At 51.3% G+C, this 3007-nt stretch carries 1 rRNA gene; it reads right to left on the bottom strand.

The window, feature by feature from the left end:
- Positions 1–39: 39 nt before the first annotated feature.
- Positions 40–2930, bottom strand: a 23S ribosomal RNA gene (locus R7040_RS24275).
- Positions 2931–3007: the final 77 nt, after the last annotated feature.

Here is a 3007-nt window from a genome sequence, read left to right as displayed (position 1 = left end):
GTTCTTTCATTGAGTCCATCAAAACCCCTTGGGTGTTGTATGGTTAAGCCTCACGGGCAATTAGTACAGGTTAGCTCAACGCCTCACAACGCTTACACACCCTGCCTATCAACGTCGTAGTCTACGACAACCCTTTAGGATACTTAAAGTATCAGGGAGAACTCATCTCAAGGCTCGCTTCCCGCTTAGATGCTTTCAGCGGTTATCGATCCCGAACTTAGCTACCGGGCAATGCGTCTGGCGACACAACCCGAACACCAGAGGTTCGTCCACTCCGGTCCTCTCGTACTAGGAGCAGCCCCTTTCAATTCTCCAACGCCCACGGCAGATAGGGACCGAACTGTCTCACGACGTTCTAAACCCAGCTCGCGTACCACTTTAAATGGCGAACAGCCATACCCTTGGGACCGACTTCAGCCCCAGGATGTGATGAGCCGACATCGAGGTGCCAAACACCGCCGTCGATATGAACTCTTGGGCGGTATCAGCCTGTTATCCCCGGAGTACCTTTTATCCGTTGAGCGATGGCCCTTCCATTCAGAACCACCGGATCACTATGACCTGCTTTCGCACCTGCTCGAATTGTCATTCTCGCAGTCAAGCGGGCTTATGCCATTGCACTAACCTCACGATGTCCAACCGTGATTAGCCCACCTTCGTGCTCCTCCGTTACGCTTTGGGAGGAGACCGCCCCAGTCAAACTACCCACCAGGCACTGTCCGCAACCCCGATAAGGGGTCAACGTTAGAACATCAACACTACAAGGGTGGTATTTCAAGGACGGCTCCACGCAATCTAGCGACTGCGCTTCAAAGCCTCCCACCTATCCTACACATGTAGGGTCAATGTTCAGTGCCAAGCTGTAGTAAAGGTTCACGGGGTCTTTCCGTCTAGCCGCGGGTACACTGCATCTTCACAGCGATTTCAATTTCACTGAGTCTCGGGTGGAGACAGCGTGGCCATCATTACGCCATTCGTGCAGGTCGGAACTTACCCGACAAGGAATTTCGCTACCTTAGGACCGTTATAGTTACGGCCGCCGTTTACCGGGGCTTCGATCAAGAGCTTCGACCGAAGTCTAACCCCATCAATTAACCTTCCGGCACCGGGCAGGCGTCACACCGTATACGTCATCTTGCGATTTTGCACAGTGCTGTGTTTTTAATAAACAGTTGCAGCCACCTGGTATCTGCGACTCTCAATAGCTCCATCCGCAAGGGACTTCACCGTCGAGAGCGTACCTTCTCCCGAAGTTACGGTACCATTTTGCCTAGTTCCTTCACCCGAGTTCTCTCAAGCGCCTTGGTATTCTCTACCCGACCACCTGTGTCGGTTTGGGGTACGATTCCTTACAATCTGAAGCTTAGAGGCTTTTCCTGGAAGCATGGCATCAATGACTTCACTACCGTAGTAGCTCGACGTCGTGTCTCAGCCTTAAAGAGAGCCGGATTTACCTAACTCTCAAGCCTACGCACTTGAACCTGGACAACCGTCGCCAGGCCCACCTAGCCTTCTCCGTCCCCCCATCGCAATTGTAAGAAGTACGGGAATATTAACCCGTTTCCCATCGACTACGCCTTTCGGCCTCGCCTTAGGGGTCGACTTACCCTGCCCCGATTAACGTTGGACAGGAACCCTTGGTCTTCCGGCGAGGAGGTTTTTCACCCCCTTTATCGTTACTCATGTCAGCATTCGCACTTCTGATACGTCCAGCATGCGTTACCACACACCTTCAACCGCTTACAGAACGCTCCCCTACCCAATGCACTAAAGTGCATTGCCGCAGCTTCGGTTTACTACTTAGCCCCGTTACATCTTCCGCGCAGGCCGACTCGACCAGTGAGCTATTACGCTTTCTTTAAATGATGGCTGCTTCTAAGCCAACATCCTGGCTGTCTGAGCCTTCCCACATCGTTTCCCACTTAGTAGTAATTTGGGACCTTAGCTGGCGGTCTGGGTTGTTTCCCTCTCCACGACGGACGTTAGCACCCGCCGTGTGTCTCCCGGATAGTACTTACTGGTATTCGGAGTTTGCAAAGGGTTGGTAAGTCGGGATGACCCCCTAGCCTTAACAGTGCTCTACCCCCAGTAGTATTCGTCCGAGGCGCTACCTAAATAGCTTTCGGGGAGAACCAGCTATCTCCAGGTTTGATTGGCCTTTCACCCCTAGCCACAAGTCATCCGCTAATTTTTCAACATTAGTCGGTTCGGTCCTCCAGTTGATGTTACTCAACCTTCAACCTGCCCATGGCTAGATCACCTGGTTTCGGGTCTATATCCAGAGACTGAACGCCCAGTTAAGACTCGGTTTCCCTACGGCTCCCCTAGATGGTTAACCTTGCCACTGAATATAAGTCGCTGACCCATTATACAAAAGGTACGCAGTCACAGGACAAAGCCTGCTCCTACTGCTTGTACGTACACGGTTTCAGGTTCTATTTCACTCCCCTCACAGGGGTTCTTTTCGCCTTTCCCTCACGGTACTGGTTCACTATCGGTCAGTCAGTAGTATTTAGCCTTGGAGGATGGTCCCCCCATATTCAGACAGGATATCACGTGTCCCGCCCTACTCGATTTCACTGAACACACGTCGTCAACTACGGGACTATCACCCTGTATCGTCGGCCTTTCCAGGCTGTTCGTCTAACGCGTGTAAAGCTTAAGGGCTAGTCCAATTTCGCTCGCCGCTACTTTCGGAATCTCGGTTGATTTCTTTTCCTCGGGGTACTTAGATGTTTCAGTTCCCCCGGTTCGCCCTGTTGAGCTATGTATTCACTCAACAGTAATACCTTATGGTATTGGGTTTCCCCATTCGGAAATCCCAGACTCAAATGGTTTTTACTACCTAATCTGGGCTTATCGCAAGTTAATACGTCCTTCATCGCCTCTGACTGCCAAGGCATCCACCGTGTACGCTTAGTCACTTAACCATACAACCCGAAGGAGTTTCGAGTTGATGTTCAAATCACCAAAGTTGTCTCTCATTATTTGAATGAGCGAGAGACAT

It is taken from the genome of Vibrio sp. 1069 (genome assembly GCF_033340555.1).
This window is presented reverse-complemented; position numbering and strand designations above follow the sequence as displayed.